The organism is Streptomyces sp. NPDC058246 (assembly GCF_042881985.1).
Lineage (GTDB): Bacteria > Actinomycetota > Actinomycetes > Streptomycetales > Streptomycetaceae > Streptomyces.
The window spans coordinates 82,314-101,428 of sequence record NZ_JBHVWZ010000018.1; the positions used below are offsets into that span (position 1 = coordinate 82,314).

The 19,115-nt window shown below is 71.9% G+C and carries 15 protein-coding genes; 12 read left to right on the forward strand and 3 right to left on the reverse strand.

What is annotated here, in order from left to right; all coding sequences use genetic code 11:
- Nucleotide 1: 1 nt before the first annotated feature.
- From ACFVXA_RS25105 to fdhD, 3 genes are read left to right on the forward strand one after another with little or no spacing between them, the layout of a single operon-like run.
- On the forward strand, nucleotides 2–1,828 hold the full coding sequence (locus tag ACFVXA_RS25105; RefSeq protein ID WP_390026768.1) for an NAD(P)H-dependent oxidoreductase subunit E: 1,827 nt from the start codon (nucleotides 2–4) through the stop codon (nucleotides 1,826–1,828).
- The gene (locus tag ACFVXA_RS25110) at nucleotides 1,825–2,685 is read left to right on the forward strand and encodes a 2Fe-2S iron-sulfur cluster-binding protein (protein ID WP_362028747.1); all 861 of its coding nucleotides are present in this window, start codon (nucleotides 1,825–1,827) and stop codon (nucleotides 2,683–2,685) included. The genes ACFVXA_RS25105 and ACFVXA_RS25110 overlap by 4 nt, the downstream gene beginning before the upstream one ends.
- A gap of 7 nt (nucleotides 2,686–2,692) precedes the next feature.
- Nucleotides 2,693–3,556 (forward strand): formate dehydrogenase accessory sulfurtransferase FdhD, encoded by an 864-nt coding sequence (gene fdhD / locus ACFVXA_RS25115; protein WP_362028744.1) that lies wholly within the window; start codon nucleotides 2,693–2,695, stop codon nucleotides 3,554–3,556.
- A gap of 291 nt (nucleotides 3,557–3,847) precedes the next feature.
- Here the strand turns inward: fdhD and ACFVXA_RS25120 are convergent, their stop codons facing one another.
- Nucleotides 3,848–4,291 (reverse strand): MarR family winged helix-turn-helix transcriptional regulator, encoded by a 444-nt coding sequence (locus tag ACFVXA_RS25120; protein WP_383908362.1) that lies wholly within the window; start codon nucleotides 4,289–4,291, stop codon nucleotides 3,848–3,850.
- A 170-nt stretch (nucleotides 4,292–4,461) separates the two neighbouring features.
- On the opposite strand from ACFVXA_RS25120, the gene ACFVXA_RS25125 reads away from it, so the two are divergent.
- The 3 genes from ACFVXA_RS25125 to ACFVXA_RS25135 all read left to right on the forward strand — a co-directional run bounded on the left by ACFVXA_RS25125 (nucleotide 4,462) and on the right by ACFVXA_RS25135 (nucleotide 8,754).
- Complete coding sequence (locus ACFVXA_RS25125) at nucleotides 4,462–5,379, forward strand: zinc-binding alcohol dehydrogenase family protein (protein WP_390026770.1); 918 nt, start codon at nucleotides 4,462–4,464, stop codon at nucleotides 5,377–5,379.
- 164 nt (nucleotides 5,380–5,543) lie between these two features.
- Complete coding sequence (locus tag ACFVXA_RS25130; protein ID WP_390026772.1) at nucleotides 5,544–7,508, forward strand: exo-alpha-sialidase; 1,965 nt, start codon at nucleotides 5,544–5,546, stop codon at nucleotides 7,506–7,508.
- A gap of 10 nt (nucleotides 7,509–7,518) precedes the next feature.
- Nucleotides 7,519–8,754, forward strand: a complete 1,236-nt coding sequence (locus ACFVXA_RS25135) for a DUF4185 domain-containing protein (RefSeq protein ID WP_390026774.1) — start codon at nucleotides 7,519–7,521, stop codon at nucleotides 8,752–8,754.
- Here ACFVXA_RS25135 and ACFVXA_RS25140 read toward each other — a convergent pair.
- Nucleotides 8,687–9,760, reverse strand: a complete 1,074-nt coding sequence (locus ACFVXA_RS25140; RefSeq protein ID WP_383908351.1) for a bile acid:sodium symporter family protein — start codon at nucleotides 9,758–9,760, stop codon at nucleotides 8,687–8,689. The genes ACFVXA_RS25135 and ACFVXA_RS25140 overlap by 68 nt on opposite strands.
- 136 nt (nucleotides 9,761–9,896) lie before the next feature.
- On the opposite strand from ACFVXA_RS25140, the gene ACFVXA_RS25145 reads away from it, so the two are divergent.
- The 3 genes from ACFVXA_RS25145 to ACFVXA_RS25155 all read left to right on the forward strand — a co-directional run bounded on the left by ACFVXA_RS25145 (nucleotide 9,897) and on the right by ACFVXA_RS25155 (nucleotide 12,995).
- The gene (locus ACFVXA_RS25145; RefSeq protein ID WP_390026776.1) at nucleotides 9,897–10,778 is read left to right on the forward strand and encodes a LysR substrate-binding domain-containing protein; all 882 of its coding nucleotides are present in this window, start codon (nucleotides 9,897–9,899) and stop codon (nucleotides 10,776–10,778) included.
- Between the two features lie 412 nt (nucleotides 10,779–11,190).
- Nucleotides 11,191–12,426, forward strand: coding sequence for a hypothetical protein (locus tag ACFVXA_RS25150; protein WP_389754758.1), 1,236 nt, complete (start codon nucleotides 11,191–11,193; stop codon nucleotides 12,424–12,426).
- Nucleotides 12,427–12,461: 35 nt separating this feature from the next.
- Nucleotides 12,462–12,995 (forward strand): GNAT family N-acetyltransferase, encoded by a 534-nt coding sequence (locus tag ACFVXA_RS25155; protein ID WP_362028721.1) that lies wholly within the window; start codon nucleotides 12,462–12,464, stop codon nucleotides 12,993–12,995.
- Nucleotides 12,996–13,147: 152 nt separating this feature from the next.
- On the opposite strand, the gene ACFVXA_RS25160 is transcribed toward ACFVXA_RS25155, so the two are convergent.
- On the reverse strand, nucleotides 13,148–14,140 hold the full coding sequence (locus ACFVXA_RS25160) for an Lrp/AsnC family transcriptional regulator (RefSeq protein ID WP_389469792.1): 993 nt from the start codon (nucleotides 14,138–14,140) through the stop codon (nucleotides 13,148–13,150).
- Between the two features lie 112 nt (nucleotides 14,141–14,252).
- Here ACFVXA_RS25160 and ACFVXA_RS25165 point away from each other — a divergent pair, with 112 nt between their 5' ends.
- The 3 genes from ACFVXA_RS25165 (at nucleotide 14,253) to ACFVXA_RS25175 (ending at nucleotide 19,090) form a co-directional block, all read left to right on the forward strand.
- Nucleotides 14,253–15,737, forward strand: coding sequence for an MFS transporter (locus ACFVXA_RS25165; protein WP_390026778.1), 1,485 nt, complete (start codon nucleotides 14,253–14,255; stop codon nucleotides 15,735–15,737).
- 427 nt (nucleotides 15,738–16,164) lie between these two features.
- A complete protein-coding gene (locus ACFVXA_RS25170) occupies nucleotides 16,165–17,991 on the forward strand; it encodes an AMP-binding protein (protein WP_362028712.1) in 1,827 nt (608 codons plus the stop codon).
- 307 nt (nucleotides 17,992–18,298) lie between these two features.
- Nucleotides 18,299–19,090 carry an aldo/keto reductase gene (locus ACFVXA_RS25175; protein WP_362028897.1) on the forward strand — a complete coding sequence of 264 codons (792 nt, stop codon included), beginning with the start codon at nucleotides 18,299–18,301 and terminating at the stop codon, nucleotides 19,088–19,090.
- Nucleotides 19,091–19,115 lie beyond the last annotated feature (25 nt).

Genomic DNA, 19,115 nt, shown 5'->3' on the forward strand with positions numbered 1-19,115 from the left:
CGTGGATCTGCGCTTCGGTGACAGCAGGCCGACGGACGAGGAGCGGGCGGCGGTCGACACGCTGCTCGGTCCTGCGACGTCGGCATGGGAGGGCGCCGACGAGCGGTCGGACGCCGACCTGAGGTGGGCGCGCGGTGGCCGGGTGGCCCGGGAGCGCCGTGACCTGCTGTTGCCGGGGCTGCACGCCCTCAACGACCGGATCGGCTGGATCAGTGAGGGTGCGCTCGCCTATCTGTGCCGGCGGCTGACCGTGCCGCCGGCACAGGCGTACGGGGTCGCGTCCTTCTACTCGATGTTCTCCGTCGAGCCGCGGCCCAGGACCGTGCTGCGTGTGTGCACGGACCTGGCCTGCGCGACGGCCGGTGCCGCGCAGCTGTGCGCGGGCATCGAGTCGCGGCTCGGCCCCGGCAGCGGTGTCGCCGTCGAGCGCGGCCCCTGTCTGGGCCTGTGCGAGCGCGCTCCGGCCGCCCTCGCGGTCCAGGCCGGAGACCCGGTCCGTACGGCGGTGGCGGCACCCGCCACGGTCGAGCGGGCGGTGCTCGCCGCGAGCTCGCCCGACTCGGCGGCCGAGGAACCACCGGCCACGCGTGCGGTGCCCCAGGCGGGCGACCCGTCCCTGATACTGCTCCGCCGTGTCGGCGTGGTGAACCCGTCCGACCTGGACGACTACCGGGCGCACGGCGGGTACACCGCGCTGCGCCGGGCGTTCGCGATCGGACCCGCCGGGGTGATCCGCGAGGTGACCGACGCGGGCCTGGCCGGGCGCGGCGGCGCGGCCCTCCCCACCGGCCGCAAGTGGCTGGGTACGGCGTCCAGCCCCGACCATCCGCACTACCTGGTGTGCAACGCGGACGAGTCCGAGCCGGGCTCCTTCAAGGACCGAGTGCTCATGGAGGGCGATCCGTACGCGCTCGTCGAGGCGATGACCATCGCGGCGTACGCGATCGGCGCGCACCACGGCTATCTGTACCTGCGCGGCGAGTACCCGCGCGCCCTGCGTCGCATGGAGCACGCCATCGGGCAGGCACGCGCGCGTGGTCTGCTCGGCGACGACGTCCTCGGCCAGGGGTACGCCTTCGACATCGAGGTCCGGCGGGGCGCGGGCGCGTACGTCTGCGGCGAGGAGACCGCCCTGTTCCACTCGATCGAGGGCTACCGGGGAGAGCCGCGCACGACACCGCCCTTCCCGGTGGAGAAGGGTTTGTTCGGCAAACCCACTGCCACGAACAATGTCGAGACCCTGGTGAACGTGCTGCCCATCCTGACGAAGGGGGCGGCGGCGTACGCGGCGACCGGCACGCCGGGCTCCACCGGCACGAAGCTGTACAGCGTGTCGGGGAGCGTGGACCGGCCCGGCGTCCACGAGCTGCCGTTCGGGGCGACGCTCGGCGAGTTGCTGAAGTCGGCGGGCGTACGCGATCGCTTGCGTGCGGTGCTCCTGGGCGGCGCGGCCGGCGGTTTCGTACGACCCGACGAACTGGACATCCCGCTCACCTTCGAAGGCACCCGTCAGGCGGGCACCGCGCTGGGCGCGGGCGTGGTCATGGCCTTCGACGACACGGTCCCGCTCCCCCGGCTGCTGCTGCGCATCGCCGAGTTCTTCCGCGCCGAGTCGTGCGGGCTGTGCGTGCCCTGCCGGGTGGGGACCGTACGCCAGGAGGAGGCGCTGCGCCGGATCGCGGACCGCTCGGGCGCTGCCGCCGCCGACGACCTCGCGCTGCTCAGAGAGGTCGGCCGCGCGATGCGGGACGCCTCGGTCTGCGGTCTCGGGCAGAGCGCCTGGAACGCCGTGGAGTCCGCCGTCGACCGCCTGGGGGTGTACGCATGAGCGCGCTGCCGCTCGCGCCGCCCCGCCGGCTCGTCGCGTTCACCCTGGACGGTGCCGAGGTCAGGGTCTGCGAGGGTGCGACGATCCTGGACGCCTGCCGGGACGCGGGCAAGGACGTGCCCACGCTGTGCCACGGCGACACCCTCACGCCCAGGAGCACCTGTCGGGTCTGCGTCGTCGAGGTCGAGGGCTCGCGCACCCTGGTCCCCGCCTGCTCCCGCACGGCGGAAGCCGGCATGGAGGTGCACACCGACACCGAGCGCGCCCGGCACAGCCGCAAGATCGTCCTCGAACTCCTCGCGTCCTCGGCCGACCTGTCGACCACTCCACGAGCCGCCGAGTGGATCGAGGAGTACGGCGCGCGACCGGACCGCTTCGGACCCGACGCTGCCCGCCTCGACGAGGAACCGAAGATCGACAACGACCTCTACGTCCGCGACTACGACAAGTGCGTCCTGTGCCATCAGTGCGTGGACGCCTGCGGCGACCAGTGGCAGAACACCTTCGCGATCTCCGTCGCCGGGCGCGGCTTCGGCGCCCGGATCGCCGCGGAGCACGACGCACCGCTGCCCGACTCGGCGTGCGTGTACTGCGGCAACTGCATCGAGGTGTGCCCGACGGGGGCACTGTCGTTCAGGTCGGAGTTCGACATGCGTGCGGCGGGTACCTGGGACGAGTCGGCGCAGACCGAGACGACCACGGTGTGCGCGTACTGCGGAGTGGGCTGCGGCGTCACCCTGCACGTGCAGGACAATGAAATCGTGAAGGTCACCTCGCCGCACGACAGTCCGGTGACCCACGGCAACCTCTGCATCAAGGGCCGTTTCGGCTACCAGCACGTACAGAACCGGGGCTGATCAGGACATGGGACGAGTCACGGAACGACGCAAGGTGATCCGCATCAGGGACGGGGCAGTGAGCACCCGCCCGGACACGCTGGTCGCCGAGGAACCACTGGAGATCCGCCTCAACGGCAAACCCCTCGCCATCACCATGCGCACCCCCGGCGACGACTTCGCGCTCGCCGCGGGCTTCCTGGTCAGCGAGGGAGTGCTCGGCAGGGCCGATGAGCTGCAGAACATCGTGTACTGCGCGGGCGCCACCGTGGACGGCTCCAACACGTACAACGTCGTCGACGTGCGGACCGCACCCGGCGTCGTCATCCCCGACATCACGCTCGAACGCAACGTGTACACGACGTCCTCCTGCGGCCTGTGCGGCAAGGCGAGCCTGGACGCGGTCCGCACGACCGCCCGCTGGACGATCGACGACACGAAGGGCGACACCACTCCCCCGGTGCGGCTGGAACCCGAGCTGCTCGCCAGCCTCCCCGACCGGCTGCGGGCGGCCCAGCGGGTCTTCGACCGGACCGGGGGCCTGCACGCGGCCGCGCTGTTCACCGAGGAGGGCGAGCTGGTCGACATACGGGAGGACGTGGGCCGGCACAACGCGGTCGACAAGCTGGTCGGCCGCGCGCTGCAGAACGGCACGCTGCCGCTCTCCCGGACGGTCCTGCTGGTCTCGGGCCGGGCCTCCTTCGAGCTGGCGCAGAAGGCCGTCATGGCGGGCATCCCGATGCTCGCGGCGGTCTCGGCTCCGTCGTCGCTGGCGGTCGACCTGGCCGCGGAAACCGGCCTGACCCTGGTCGGCTTCCTGCGCGGCACCTCCATGAACGTGTACGCGGGCGAGCACCGCATCGCCCTGCGGGCCGCGGCCACCCAGGGCTGAGCGGCTCCCCGCGTCACGGCGGCGGGGCCCCGAACGGCGGGGAGCGCCCCCTGCGCCGGAGGGGCCCCGCCTCAGCCCCGCTCCACCTGCGGCCCGGCCCCATCTGCGGCCCGGCCCCGCCTACGGCGCTGCTCCACCTGCGGGCCGGCCACGGCTCAGCCCGGCCACGGCTCAGCCCGGCCACGGCTCAGCCGGGCCACACCTCCGTACGGCTGCGACTCCGTACGGCTCTACGGCTCTGCCTCCGTGCGGCTCTGCCTCCGCGTGGCCGCGACTCAGCTCGGCCGTGCCTCAGTTCGGCCGTGCCTCCGTGCCGGAAATCCGCGTCAGCAGGCCCATGAACTGCTCCCGTTCCGTTGCCGAGAGCGGCTCCAGCAGTCTGTCGTTCGCCTCGCGGGCCGCCGTCTCGCAGCGCCCCAGCACACGGGCGCCCTCCTCGGTGAGGGACACCGCGTTCTTGCGGCGGTCCCCGGGGTCCGGTTCACGGACGACCAGTCCGGCGGCCTGAAGGTCGTTCAGGACGCCGACCAGGTCCTTGGGGTCGAGCTGGATACCGCGGCCGAGTTCGGCCTGGGCGAGGGGACCGAGGTCGGACACGGCGGAGAGCACCACGTGGTGCCACATCTTCACGCCCTCGCCGGCCAGGGCCTCGGCGACGAGCGTACGGCCACGGGCGGCGGCCCGGCCGAGCAGCCAGCTGGGGAGGGCGCGGATCGCGGGCAGGGGGGCGGACATGCCCTCAGGGTAGCGAACAACCGTTGGACATCCCAACGAATCCCGGGATATCGTTGGGACTCCCAACGAACCTCGTAGGTCTCCCGACGTACCTCGAGGTCCCGCCGTGAATCCCCACCCTCGGATCCCCCGGCCCACCGAGGCCGCCGATCCCGATCAATGGAGGTGCGATGCGTCGCGTCCGGTACGAGCACACCGGCGGTCCACTGTTCCTGGAGGACGTTCCCGTGCCCACCGCCGGGCCCGGCGAGCTGCTCGTCCGCACCGAGGCGATCGGGGTGACCCTCCCCGTCGTCCGCAAGGTGACCGAGGCTGCCGAGCCGATCCCGCTGGGCGGCGAGCTCGCCGGCGAGGTCGTCGCCGTAGGCCAGGGCGTCACCCGTTTCGGAGCGGGCGACCGCGTCACCGGGCTCTGCTTCGGACACGGATACGCCGACTACGCGCTCCTGCACGAGGCCATGGCCTCGCCGGTCCCCGAGAGCGCGAGCGCCGTCGACGCGGTCGCCCTCGTGCGCAGCGGTCTGGTCGCGCTCGGCGCCCTGGAAGCGGCACGCCCCACGGCCGGCGAGTCGGCCCTCGTCACGGCGGCGGCCAGTGGTGTCGGCCATCTCGCCGTCCAACTCGCCCGGCTGCGGGGCGCGTCGCGGGTCGTCGGCGCGGTGTCCGACCCCGGGAAGGCGGAGTTCGTCCGCGGCCTCGGCGCCGACGAGGTGATCGCCTACGACACCGACGACTGGGGCACCCCCGTCGACTACGCCCTCGACGCGGTCGGCGGCGACCTGCTCACCCTGGCCGTCGCCGCACTCGCCCCCGGCGGGCGGCTCGTCGCGTACAGCTCGGGCGGCGGGAGCGTGCAGGCGTACGACCTGCTGGTGGGTGCCAAGTCGGTGATCGGCTTCCAGATGGCGCGGATCGCCCGCGGGGAGCCGGAGCTGTACGAACGGTGGCGCCGGGAGCTGTGGCGGCTGTTCACGGCCGGCACGCTCAAGCCCGCCGTCCACGGGGAGTTCGCGCTGGAGGACGCCGTCGAGGCGCACGCCGCGATCGAGTCACGGAGCAACCTCGGCAAGGTGGTACTGCTCCCCTGACGCTCCGTCAATGTCCGGCCCGACGAGGGATCGGGCGGGCACTCGACCGGTGCACGCTTCTTGTGGGGCGCCTGACAACCCACGTAGCGTCTGTGTCGATAACGTTGGACGTGGGATGTCCAGAGTATCCGGATTGCTCAGACGCATGAAGGGCAGGCCGCACCATGCCGTCAAGTCTCCGCGCACGCCTGAGATCCACTCCCCCCGCACGCAGATCCGCTCCCCCCGCCCGCTCGGGATTACCTCGCCGCGCACGTCTCAGATCCGCGCTGACCGCCGCTTTCACCGTCTCCGCGCTGCTCACCCTGGCGAGCCCCGCGGGTGCCGGAACGACGAGCCCCACGGGCGCCCAACTGCGATTCAGCACAGGCGAGTTCGAGCAGCAGGTGCTCTTCAAGGCCTCCCAGGATCCCGGCTACGCCTGCTTCCGTATCCCGGCCGTGGTGAAGACGGCCGAGGGCACGCTGCTGGCGTTCGCCGAGGGACGGGTGCTCAACTGCGGTGACGCCGCCGACATAGACATCGTGGTCAAGCGCTCCACCGACGGCGGGCGCACCTGGGGTCCGCTCCAGGTCGTCAACGAGGGCGGCGGCGACACGCACGGCAACCCCGCGCCCGTCGTGGACCGCGAGACCGGCCGCATTCTGCTGGCCGAGACGTACAACACGGGCCGTACGGACAGCGCGAGTTGCTCCATCCCCTGCGACCGCACCCCTCACATGCAGTACAGCGACGACGACGGACTGACCTGGTCGCAGCCGCGCGATCTGAGCGACGAGATCCTTCCCGCCGACTGGAACTCCTGGTACGCCACCGGCCCCGTGCACGGCATCCAGCTGACCCGGGGCAAGCACGCGGGACGGCTCGTCTTCGGCGTCAACACCGAGACATGGAACGGCAGTCGGGTCACCGCCAACAACGCCGCGCTCATCACCAGTGACGACGGCGGCGACCACTGGGACATCGGTGCGACCGACTCGTGGCCGATCGCCGACGACGGCACCTTCCGCCAGAAGCCGTCCGAGATGACGCTCGCCGAACGCACCGACGGTTCGATCCTGGTCTCCGGCCGCGAGCAGGACGGCACCGACCTCGGCCACCGCACCCAGGCCGTCAGCCGGGACGGCGGCGACAGCTTCGACTCACCCTTCCGCGACATCCCGGACCTCTACACGCCCCAGGTCCAGGGCTCCGTCCTGCGCCTCGGCGACCGGCTGCTGCTGGCCTGCCCCGGCGACCCGGACCGCCGCCGGACCATGATGATCCGCTCCTCGTACGACGGCGGACGCACCTGGGACAGCGTCGATCGCGGCACGGTCGTCACCACGGACTGGTCCGGCTATTCGGACATGGCCCGCGTCGACGGCGACACGGTGGGCCTGCTCTACGAGGGCGGCGCCGTCGACGCGCGCGACGAGATCCGCTTCGCCCGGTTCACCGAGGACTGGCTCGCGCCACGTCGCGGAGCGGATCCCACGACGGCCGACCTCGCCCCGGGCACCCGGCGGGCCGCGGTTCTCGGCGGCGCCCGGGAGACGGACGGCGTATCGGGCGGCGCGCTCGCGTTCGACGGCACCGACGACGCCGTACGACTGCCCTATCAGGACCAACTTCCGCTTGGCACAAAGGACTTCACGGCGTCCCTGTGGTTCCGCTACACCGCGACCACCGGTGAACAGCCGCTGCTGTGGATGGGCGGGATCGGGACGACCCAGCCGCAGGTGTGGGTGCGCGGAGAGCCCGCCTCCAACCGGATCACCGGGCTGATCACCACCAGGAACGGCGCGGCGGCCCCGAGAACGGCTTCCGTGCGCACCACGGGCGCGTACAACGACGGCGAGTGGCATCATCTGGCGCTGCGCCGGGGCGGCGGGCAGCTCACGCTGTTCGTCGACGGCACCACGGTGAGCACGGCGGACGTGCCCGGATCGGTCAGCCGCAACTCGCCTTTCGGGGTGCACATCGGCCAACGGATGGACAGCCGGGCGTACTTCACCGGCGCGATCGACGACGTACGCGTGTACGACCGGGCGTTGAGCGACGAGGAGCTGTCCGCGGCGCCCTCCCGGGCGGTGACGCGCGACACCGTCCTGTGGCTGCCCATGGACCATGTGAGCGGCGGCCACTAACGTCCCGTCCGTGCCCGACGACACACGAGCACGACGGCGGAACGGGACCGGGCTCGGCATCCTGCTGGCCCTGGTCTGCGCGGCCGTGCTGCTCACCGCCCTCCCGGACCACGACCGGGAGGGCGGCGGCTGCACTCCTCGTACGCTCACGTCCTGGTCCTCGGACGCGAAGCTCACGGGCGAGTTCGCCCGCTACGGCGACGACGCCGGCCGCACCGACGACTGGACCGGCGGCGACGGCACCCACTCGGTGCGGCTGCCGGACGGGCGGGTCCTGTGGCTGTTCTCCGACACCTATCTCGGCCTGGTGCACGCGCCCCCGAACCCGGTCGGCGAGTCGTACGCCTGGCGCGACCCGAGCGCGCCCCTCGTGCGCAACTCGGCCGTCGTGATGTCCCGCGAGGGCCGGCTGCTGACCACGCTTCCCGCGCCGCTGTTCCCGGACCCTGGGCCGCAGCAGTGGCGCTGGCCGGTCGCGGCCCGCGTCGAGCCCCGCTCCCCCAGCTCCGCGCAGCAGGTCGTCCGCGTCCTGCTGTGGACCCGTACGACGGGCCAGGCCCCCTGGATCTACGGCGTGCCCACCGCCACCGAGGTCGCCACGCTCTCGCTGCCCGACCTGCGCCTCGAAGGCATCACCACGGTCCTCGACCAGCGTTCCGTCGTCGACGCCTCCCAGCGGGTGCTGTTCGGCACCTCGGCGGTCGACGCGGGCGACTGGACGTACGTCTTCGGCGGCGACGACGGCCGGGCCGCCTCCCGCCCCGTCTCGAAGGCGTACGTCGCACGCGTGCCGCACGGCAGGCTCGCCGAGCCGGGGGCCTGGGAGTACTGGGACGGCTCGGGATGGGCGGCGCGGGCGCGTCCGGCGCCGGTGCTCGGGGACGGGCAGCGCACGGGGGTGGGCAGCGCGTTCACGGTGGTGCGCGACGGCGGCACCTACGTGCTGTTCACGATGGCCGCAGGCACCGCGGGCCTGACGACGATCACCTCGTACTGGGCGTGTGCGCCGACCGGGCCCTGGCAGGGGCCCACCCGGAGCTTCAGCCCGTCGCTGCCCCAGGGCGACGTGGCGGCGTACAACCCGCAAGCGCACCCGGAGCTGAGCGACGGCGACCGGCTCGTGCTCAGCTACGACGTCAACTGGCTGGACGCCACGGGCGCCGGGGCGCAGGCGAACCTCAGCCGGAACGTGTCCCTGTATCGACCGCGATTCGTGACTGTGCACCTGGCCGGACCGGACGCGTAGCCGTGCCGCCGTCCCCGGTCGCTGTCGTCTCGGCGGCCTCGGGGTCGCGGGCGCGCCGCTTGGCGATCACCGCGCACACCATGAGCTGCATCTGGTGGAAGAGCATCAGCGGCAGCACGGCGAGCGAGGCGTGCGCGCCGAACAGCACGCCGGCCATGGGGAGTCCGGAGGCGAGGGACTTCTTCGACCCGGCGAACTGGATCGCGATCCGGTCCTCCCGGCCGAAGCCCAGGGCCTTCGCGCCGAACCAGGTGAGCGTGAGCATCACCGCGAGGATCGCGGCCTCGACGACCAGCAGTCCACCGAGCCTGACCGGGCTCACCTGGTGCCAGATGCCGTGCACCATGCCCTCGCTGAACGCGGTGTAGACGACGAACAGGATCGAGCCGCGGTCGACGTAGCCGATGATCCTCTTGTGCCGGGCGATGAAACCGCCGATCCAGCGGCGCAGCAGCTGCCCAGCGAGGAACGGCACCAGTAGCTGGAGCACGATCTTGACGAGCGAGTCCGCGGAGAACCCGCCGCCACTGCCGCCCAGCAGGGCGGCGGCGAGCAGCGGGGTGATGACGATGCCCGCCAGCGAGGAGAAGGAGCCCGCGCAGATCGCGGCGGGCACGTTGCCGCGCGCGATCGAGGTGAAGGCGATCGACGACTGGACGGTCGAGGGCACGAGCGTGAGGAAGAGCAGACCGGTGTAGAGGTCGTGCGTCAAGAACACCGGCACGAGTCCGCGGGCGGCCAGACCGAGCAGCGGGAAGACGACGAAGGTGCAGGCCAGGACCGTGGCGTGGAGCCGCCAGTGCTTGAACCCCTCCATCGCCTCACGGGTGGACAGACGCGCCCCATAGAGGAAGAAGAGGAAGGCGATCGCGGCCGTGGACGCGCCCGAGGCGACCTCGGCGCCCGTGCCGCGCGCCGGGAGCAGGGCTGCCAGGCCCACCGTCCCGAGCAACAGCAGGACGTAGGGGTCGATCGGCATCCAACTCGGCCACTGCAGGCGTTTCACGGTGCTCCACTTACTCGGTTCTGTGCGTCGTCGGTCGAGGTCGGGTCGTGCCCTCTCCATCGTCCTCCTCCGGGCCGCAATCGGGAATCCGTCATACGTCTCTGACTGTCATCACGGTTCGCGATAACGTGAGGACATGTACGACCTGTCGCAGCTGCGTACCTTCCTGGCGGTGGCCCAAACGCTGAGCTTCACCCAGGCCGCCCGGCGGCTCGGACTGCGTCAGTCCACGGTCAGCCAGCACGTCCGCCGCCTGGAGGACACCGCCGGCCGCCAGCTGTTCTCGCGCGACACGCACTCCGTGGAGCTCACCGAGGACGGCGAGGCGATGCTCGGCTTCGCGCGCCGGATCCTGGAGGTGCAGGAGCAGGCGTCGGCGTTCTTCACCGGGACGCGGTTGCGCGGCCGGCTGCGCTTCGGCGCGTCCGAGGACTTCGTCCTGACCCGGCTGCCGGAGATTCTGGAGGGCTTTCGGTACGACCATCCCGAGGTGGACCTGGAACTGACGGTCGAGCTCTCCGGCACCCTGCACGAGCAGCTCGCGGCGGGCAGGCTCGACCTGGTGCTGGCGAAACGGCGCCCCGAGGACCCGCGCGGGGAACTCGTCTGGCACGACCGCCTGGTGTGGATCGGCGCGGAACGCCTGCGGCTCGACCCCGACCGCCCGGTCCCGCTGATCGCCTACCCTCCGCCGGGCATCACCCGCGCCCTCGCCCTGGAGGCCTTGGAACGGCAGGGGCGGCCGTGGCGCATCGCCTGCACCAGCGGCAGCCTCAACGGCCTGATCGCCGCCGCCCGCGCGGGCCTGGGCGTCATGGCCCACTCACGCGGACTCGTCCCGCCCGGTCTGGTGCGGGTCCCGGAGCGGGCCGGGCTGCCGGAACTCGGCGAGGTCGACTTCGTCCTCGTCCACGGCCGGCGGCGGCCGTCCGCGCAGGGGGCGGCGGACGCCCTGGCGGGGGCGATCCTCGGGGGCGGCGACCGGTTGCTACGGCGGCAGCCGGGACCGCGCGGCTAGAGGCGTCGCCGCCCGGATCACGTCGTCCGCGGGTGGCGGTTGCCACGAGGTGCGGCGGACGGGGCGAGCGCCGTCCGGCTCAGCGGCGGGCGTGCGCGGCAGGGTGGCCGCCACGAAATGCGGCGGACGGGGCGAGCGCCGTCCGGCTCAGCAGGCGTGCGCGGCGGGGTCGCTTCCACGACGTGCGGCGGACGGGGTGACTGCCGTCCGGCTCAGCGGGCGTGCGCGGCGGGGTGGCTGCCACGACGTGCGGCGGACGGTCCGTCCGGCTCAGCAGGCGTGCGCGGTGGGGTGGCTGCCGCAAGAATCGGAGAGTCGGGCCTTTCAGACTTTTCATGCCTCCGTTCACCTGAACCCCATGGGGTCGTCGCGCCGTTCGGTCGTCCTCCGCAACGGCCGAAGGGAGCTGTCCGTGTCCGGAGCCGAACGCGTGTCGCCGCTGTCGGATCCGCGGGCCGACCACGGCCCGCAGGCGGTGCGGAGCCGTCGGCGGCCGAGGTTCGCCCTGCCGCCCGGAGCCCGGCCCACACTGCGCAGGGCCATGCCCGCGCTGGCGCTGTTCGTGGCCGTGCGGCTGACCGGCATGGCGGTGCTGGCCGTCTGGTCCCGGCACATCGGCCGGCATCCGCGGACGGTGCTGGGCCTGGAGTGGGACAGCAAGTGGTACTGGCGTATCGCCCGGCAGGGCTACGGCACCACCATCGTCCCCGGCGGCCGGAGCCAGGCCGTCCTCTACGACGACCGGGCCTTCTTCCCCCTGTATCCGGGGATGATCCGCGCTCTCCACAGCGTGCTGCGGATCGGCGAGGTCGACGCCGCGCTCCTGATCGCCTGGACCGGCGCGGTCGTCGCCGCCTGGGGCGTCTACGCGGTCGGCGAACTGCTCTACGGGCGACGCGTCGGCGTCGCCCTCGTGGCACTGTGGGCCGTCCTGCCGCATGCCGTCATCCTGACGGCCGCGTACACGGAGCCCGTGATGATGGCCTTCGGCGCCTGGGCGCTGTACGCCGCCCTTTCACGCCATCGGCTCACCGCCGCGGCCCTCGCGGTGCCGGCCGGGCTGTGCCGCCCCAACGGTGTGGCGGTGGTCGCCGCCGTGATCGCCGCCCTCGCGGTCGACGCACGGCGCCGACGACACGACGGCGAACCGATCGGCGCGCGGACCTGGGTCGCCGCGTGCGTGGCACCGGTCGGCTGGCTGAGCTACATCGCGTGGGTCGGGGCGCAGGTCCACAGCCCCACGGGCTACTTCGGCGTACAGGCCGCCTGGGGCTCCCGCTTCGACTTCGGCCGCTACACCCTGCACATGCTCGTGCACCTGGTCACCCACCACAACAGCTTCTCGTACTACGTCGCGGCCTGGATCGCCTTCGGCGCTGTGCTGCTGTTCGCCCTGTGCGTGCTGGACCGGCAACCCCTGCCGCTGCTCGTCTTCAGCGCGGTTCTGCTGGTGATGGCCCTGGGCAGCGCCCACTACTTCGCGAGCAGACCCCGCCTGCTGCTCCCCGCGTTCCCGCTGCTGTTCCCGATCGCCCTGCCGCTGTCCCGCGCCCGCCCCCGCGCGGTCGTCGCCCTGCTCACCGCACTGGCCGCGGCCTCCTTCCTTTACGGGGTCTACCTGCTCACCGCCGCCGGGACGGCACCCTAGATCCCGGTACCGGACCGGCAAGGCAGGATGGGGCCATGACCGAGATCCGCACCCCCCGTCTTCTCCTGCGCCGCTGGCTCGACGACGACCTCGTCCCGCTGTCCGAGATCCACGCCGATCGCGAGGTGATGCGCTGGATCGGCGACGGTGCGGGGCGCTCCTTGGAGGAGACCGCCGAGGACATCGAGGCGTGGGAGGAGGAGTGGGACGAGGAGGGCTTCGGGATCTTCGCCGTCGAGCTCCTGGGATCCGGCGAGCTGGCCGGAGCGGTCGGCCTCCACGTGGTGGACTCGCCGCCCGAAGTCGCGGACCAGGTGGCGGTCGCCTGGCGGCTGGGGCGGCCGTTCTGGGGGCAGGGGTACGCCTCGGAGGCGGCCCAGGCCACGCTCGAGTTCGCTCTTCAGGACCGCGGTCTCGACCGGGTCGTCGCCGTCTGCCGGACGAGCGATACCGCGTCCGCGAACGTGCTGGACAAACTCGGGATGCACGCGGAGAGCACGGCACGGGACCCAGGTACGGGGCACGATCTGCGGGTGTACGGGATCGATCTCACGGAGTTCCAGGCCTAGAGTCCGCCTCTCGGCTCACCGCCTCTCGGCTCCGCCCCTTCGGTCACTGGCTCCCGGCTCCCCGCCGCTCGGGTCACTGCGCTCGGCTCACCTCCTCTCCGAACCCACCCGGCCTCTGCGGACCCTGCCTCTGCGGACCCGGCCTCTTCGGATCACACCGGACGCTGGCGGGCCGGCCGCGCGTACGTGAGCTGCTTGACCCGGCGCAGGAAGGGGGTCGTCTCGACGTACTGGACGCCTTCGAGGCTGCCGAGCCGGCCGCTCAGGTAGGCGTACAGGGCGGCCGTGTCGCGTGCGACGGCGGTCACGACGATGTTGGAGGAGCCCGCCGTCGCGGAGGCGAAGGCGATCTCGTCGTGGGTGGCAAGAGCCTCGCCGACGGAGTGGAGGGCGGCGGGGGCGGCCGTGATCCACAGGCAGGCGGCGAGGGGGTAGCCGAGGATCTCGGAGTGGTACTCGACGTCGATGTACACGGCTCCGGAGGCGATCAGCCCGGCCAGCCGGCGTTTGACGGCGGACTCGGAGCGGCCGGTGGCCCGTTGGAGCTCGGGGTAGGTGGCGCGTCCGTCGCGTTCCAGGGCGGCGACCAGCGGCTCGTCCTCGGGGTCGATCCGCGCGGGTCCGGTGCCCCCGGACGGCTCGGGGCGCAGCCCGGCGATCTGCTCGTCCGTCAGCACGGCGAACTTGCCGAGCCACCCCTGGGGGCCGCCGTAGAAGCGGTGCAGCAGCTGGTGGGCGCGGATCTCCACGACGCTCGGGGTGCGCGGGAGCCTGCCGAGCAGCAGGTCGTCGTGGTCACCGGGGCTGCGGGGGCGCGTCATGCACTGCACCTCGGTACCGCCCGCGGCAAGGCCGATCCACGCGGTGTCGGGGCGTTTGGCCAGCGCCTGCGCGATGGCCTCGGCGCTGTCGGGGGCGCAGCGCAGCCGCAGCATCCACTGGTCCTGGCCGAGCCGTTGGGCGTCGCGGACGGCGACGACGCGGAGCCCGCCCTCGGCGCACAGCCTGCGATAGCGGCGCGCAATCGTCTGGTCGGAGACGCCCAGCACCGCTCCGATCCGGCTGAAGGGCGCGCGAGCGTTCAGCTCGAGCGCCGCCAGCAGCTGCAGATCGAGCTTGTCGAAGGTGTGGGATTCCATCTCCATGAGGCCTGCCCTTGTCGGATTACGCCGATCGGACGCCCGCGGTCACCGCGATCAACCGGAACAACCCCATCGTACGGAGGCACACGTAACCGTACGACGAGGAGTTGAGGACATGCGCACATGGGGGCCGCTCACCGCGGTGTGCCTGGGGACGTTCATGTTGTTGCTGGACGTGACGATCGCCGTCGTCGCCCTGCCGGACATGGCGCGGGCGCTGCACGCGTCGCTGAGTGATCTGCAATGGGTGATCGACGGCTACGCGCTCGCGCTCGCCGCTCTGCTGCTCGGGGTGGGAGCGGCGGCGGACATCCTCGGCCGGCGCCGGGTGCATGTGGCGGGCGTGACGCTGTTCGCGGTGGCGTCGCTGTTGTGCGGGCTGGCGTCCGGGCCGGGCATGCTGGTCGCCGCCCGTGCGGTGCAGGGCCTGGGCGCGGCGGCCATGTTCGCGACGACCCTGCCGCTGCTCGGCTCGGTCTACCACGGACGGCAGCGGTCGGCGGCGCTCGGGGTGTGGGGCGCGGTGAGCGGCGGTGCGGCGGCGGTCGGTCCGGTGCTCGGCGGCCTGCTCACCGAGGGGCCCGGCTGGCGGTGGATCTTCTTCGTGAACCTGCCGGTGAGCGTGGCGTCAGTGTGGCTGACCCTGAAGGTGGTGCCCGAATCACGCGGTCCCCGCGGGATGCGCATCGACTGGGCGGGCACGGCGGCGTTCGCGTGCTTCGCGGGGGCGACGACGTACGGGGTGGTGCGGGCCGGCTCCGACGGCTGGACGTCGACGGTCACGACGGGCTCGTTCGCCCTCGCGGCGCTGGCGCTGGTCGCCTTCGTCCTCGTCGAGCGGCGGGTGGCCCATCCGCTGCTCGATCTGTCGCTGCTGCGCAAGCCCGCCTTCGTGGGCGTGATGGTGGGCGCGCTCGCCTTCAACGGAGCGGCGTTCGGTGTCATCCCGTATCTCTCGATCTGGATGCAGACGGTGCTGGGCATGAGCCCGGTGCGCGGCGGTCTCACGCTGCTGCCGATGACGGGCGCCTCGGTGGTGGTCGCGATCCTCGCGGGAAAGCTGCTGCACGGCGTTCCCGCGCGGCTGACGATAGGCGGCGGGCTGCTGCTGATCGGTTCGGGCGTGTTCTGCCAGGCCGTGCTGGACGCGGGCGCGAGCTGGACGGCGCTGGTCCCGGGTCTGGTGCTGGTGGGGATCGGCACCGGGTTCGTCTCCCCCGCGATCGCCGGTGCCGCGCTCGCCGCGGTGCCGCCGGAGCGGGCGGGCATGGCGGGCGGCGCGGTCAACACGGTCCGGCAGCTCGGGTACGCGCTCGGGGTCGCCGTCTTCGGCACGGTGCTCACCTCCCGCATGCAGCACACGCTGTCGCACGAGGCGGCGCACACGCTGGCGGGCGGCGGCGCCGGAGCGCTGCGGGGCGCGCTGTCCGAGCACACGCTGCGGGCGGCTTTCGCCTCGGGGCTCGACACGGTGTCGGTGGCCGCGGGTGTGACGGGGATGATCGCCGGTGCGCTGGTACTGGTGTTGGTGCGGACACCGCGCCCTGCGGCGAGCGAGGCCGCGGCACCGGCCGAGACGGTGACGGCGTCTCGTCGGTGACGGCGTCCGGCAGGTGACGGCGGATGGCTGGTTTCCGGCTCTCGCCGGTGCCGCCCGAGACGCCGGTCGGAGCCGGCCCCGAAGCCTCCGGGGCCGGCTCGACACCACGTACCCGGAGGCCGCACGGGACGGCGCGAGGGACGTCACCAGGGCCCCGCGGGGACCGCGCAGCGGCCGGAAGCGGATGTTCCACGTCCGGTATCCGAGGCGCCGCGTACCGTAATCGGGTCGTACAGATTCCGTGGAGATTACGGGCCAGAAACCTACGGAACCGTAAGCGATTCTGTCCGGCCCTTCCCCTTGTGCGGGCATTTCCACGACTGACCTGTGCATATGGCGCGACACCCGGCGCTTGGACCCCCCTCCCGCCCGACGGCCGGGTGGGGTAGCTTTCACGGCGCTGTGCGGAGCGCCACTAGGAGCGGGATTGCGCGAGTTCACCAACCCTCCGTTGGCGTCGGCGCCGCCGGTGGGCGGCCTGGCCGACGTCGTCTTCGACCATGCCCAGGAGGACCCGCTGCGTATCGCCCTCGGCCGCAAGGACGAACGGGGGCAGTGGCGCGATGTGAGCGCCGCCGAGTTCCGCGACGAGGTACTCGCTCTCGCCAAGGGCCTGCTCGCCCAGGGCATCCGGTTCGGGGACCGGGTCGCGATCATGTGCCGTACGCGCTACGAGTGGACGCTCTTCGACTTCGCCCTGTGGACGATCGGCGCCCAGGTCGTGCCCGTCTACCCCACCTCCTCCGCCGAGCAGGTCTTCTGGATGCTGTACGACGCCGAGGTGTCGGCCGTCATGGTGGAGCACGAGGACCACGCCATGACGATCGCCACGGTCGTCGACCGGCTTCCCCAGCTGCACAAGCTGTGGCAGCTCGACGTGGGCGCCGTGCAGGAGCTGTACGAGGCGGGCGCGCACATCGACGACGAGGTGGTGCACCGGCACCGGCGCGCGGTCACGCCCGAGTCGGTCGCGACGATCATCTACACCTCCGGCACCACCGGTCGCCCCAAGGGCTGTGTGATCTCCCACGCGAACTTCATGTTCGAGGCGGACACGGTCATCGAGCGCTGGGAGCCCGTCTTCCACTCCAAGCGGGGTGACGAGGCGACCACCCTGCTGTTCCTGCCGCTCGCGCATGTCTTCGGGCGGATGGTGCAGGTCGCGGCGATCCGCGGGAAGGTCAAGTTCGGCCACCAGCCACAGCTGAACGCCGCGGCCCTGCTGCCGGACCTGGCCGCGTTCCAGCCCACCTTCTTCCTCGCCGTGCCGTACATCTTCGAGAAGGTGTTCAACGCGGCCCGCCGCAAGGCCGAGAAGGAAGGCAAGTCGGGCCCCTTCGAGAAGGCCGTCGAGGTCGCCGTGCGCTACGCGGACGCGATCGAGTCGAAGGCCTGGGGCATCGGGCCCGGCCCCTCCGCGAGCCTGCGCATGCAGCACCAGTTCTTCGACAAGGTCGTCTACTCCAAGGTGCGCGCCGCGATGGGCGGCCGGGTCAAGCACGCGATGTCGGGCGGCTCGGCGATGGACCGGCGGCTCGGACTGTTCTTCGCGGGTGCGGGCGTCGTCATCTACGAGGGGTACGGGCTCACCGAGTCCACGGCGGCCGCGACCGCCAACCCGCCCGAGCGCACCCGGTTCGGCACCGTCGGCCAGGCCATCCCCGGCACGACCGTGCACATCGCGGACGACGGCGAGATCTGGCTGCGCGGCGGCAACGTCTTCCAGGGCTACCTCAACAACCAGAAGGCCAGCGACGCCACCCTGCACGACGGGTGGCTCGCCACCGGTGACCTGGGCTCCCTGGACGAGGACGGCTATCTCACCATCACCGGGCGCAAGAAGGAGATCCTGGTGACCTCCGGTGGCAAGAGCGTCTCGCCGGGGGTGCTGGAGGAGCGCGTCCGCGACCATCCGCTGGTCGCCCAGTGCATCGTCGTCGGCAACGACCGGCCGTACATCGCGGCCCTCGTCACCCTCGACTCCGAGGCCGTCGAGCACTGGCTCCAGATGCGCGGCAAGCCGCGGTTGTCGCCCGCGCAGCTGGTGCGCGACCCGGACCTGGAGACCGAGGTGCGGCGCGCGGTGGTCGCCGCGAACACGCTGGTCTCGCAGGCCGAGTCGATCCGCACGTTCCGGATACTGGCCCACCAGTTCACCGAGGAGCACGGCTTGTTGACGCCTTCGCTGAAGCTGAAGCGGAAGGCGATCGAGAAGGCGTACTCGACGGAGGTCGAGGCGCTGTACCGGGCCTGAGCCGGGCACAGCGCCGGCGCCGTCGTCGCGCACGGCTGTCGCGGTCACGGTCGGACCACTGATGGGCTAGCGCTCGCCGACGTGATCCGGTCGATGGTCCGGACCGAGAAGGCCGGACCCATTTCCGGCCAACCTCGACGCGGACCCCGCGCCCAATACCGGTCCTCACCATGAATCCACAGGGAATCCACCGGTCAGGAATGCATCACGGCCCGTGATCGTTGACCATGGGAGTACCACCCGACGACTGAAGGATCGAGAGCTCGTGAGCAAGGTCCCCCCGATCATCCTGAACAACGGCGTCGCGATGCCGCAGCTGGGCTTCGGCGTCTGGCAGGTGCCGGACGACGAGGCGGAGCGGGCGGTCACCACCGCACTGGAGGCCGGGTACCGCAGCATCGACACAGCGGCGATCTACGGCAATGAAGAGGGCACCGGCAAGGCCATCGCCGCCGCCGGCATCCCCCGCAAGGATCTCTTCGTCACCACCAAGCTCTGGAACGGCGACCAGGGGTACGAGTCGACGCTGCGCGCCTTCGACACCTCACTGGAGAAGCTCGGCCTGGAGTACATCGATCTGTATCTGATCCACTGGCCGCTGCCGTCCCGGGGCAAGTACATCGACACGTACAAGGCCTTCGAGAAGCTCTACGCGGACGGGCGCGCCAAGGCCATCGGCGTCTCCAACTTCCTGCCGGAGCACCTGGAGAAGCTGCTCGACGCCACGTCGGTCATCCCAGCCGTCAACCAGATCGAGCTGCACCCGCACCTCCAGCAGCGCGCGGCGCGCGAGTTCCACGCGGAGCAGGGCATCGCCACCGAGGCCTGGTCGCCGCTCGGCTCGGGCAAGGGCCTCCTTGAGGTCCCGGCCATCGTCGCCATCGCCCAGAAGCACGGGCGCACCCCGGCCCAGATCGTGCTGCGCTGGCACATCCAGCTGGGCAACATCGTGATCCCCAAGTCCGTGACCCCGTCCCGGATCAAGGAGAACATCGAGGTCTTCGACTTCTCCCTGGACGCCGAGGACATCGCGGCGATCACGGCTCTGAACGAGGACCGTCGCCTGGGTCCCGACCCGGCGACGTTCGACATGGGCTGACGCCCGCTTCGGTACGACCGCACTT